This is a genomic window from Paenibacillus sp. 598K, from assembly GCF_003851045.1.
Classification (GTDB): Bacteria; Bacillota; Bacilli; order Paenibacillales; family Paenibacillaceae; genus Paenibacillus_D.
Window position 1 is genome coordinate 15,283 of record NZ_BFBX01000003.1, and the last position, 401, is coordinate 15,683.

The following is a 401-nucleotide window of genomic DNA, read 5'->3' on the forward strand; positions in this document are numbered from 1 at the left end:
AGTATGCAAACACGCCCTAGCTTGAGTCATGCATCATGCGGCCGAGCCGTCAGGTCGCAAGCGGCTCGATGCATGTCGGTTCGTCGAAGCGCGTCTGGCCGACGCGGCGGTCGACCGGATAAGCCTCCAGCCAGTCGTCCGGGCAAGGCCGAAGCAGCGGCAGAAGCTGCGCCGGGTCGTGCGTGTCGCGATCGAGCCAGCTCGCCGCTTCATCAACATCCAGGATAGCTGGCATGCGCGAATGGATCGGTGCCATCACCTCGTTGGCCGCCGTCGTCATAATGACACAGCTGGCGTGCCGCTGGCCGTCCTCGGTCTGACGGAGCTCATAAAGCCCGGCCATCGCGAAGGGCTGGCGATCCTTGCGGACGATCCGCATCGGCTGCTTGGCGCCGCCGTCC

At 65.3% G+C, this 401-nt stretch carries 1 protein-coding gene; it reads right to left on the reverse strand.

Features of this window, described 5'->3' with window-relative positions; all coding sequences use genetic code 11:
- Positions 1-49: 49 nt before the first annotated feature.
- Positions 50-401 (reverse strand): SOS response-associated peptidase (locus PA598K_RS37645; RefSeq protein WP_260405213.1); only part of this gene is annotated, 352 nt, incomplete at its 5' end.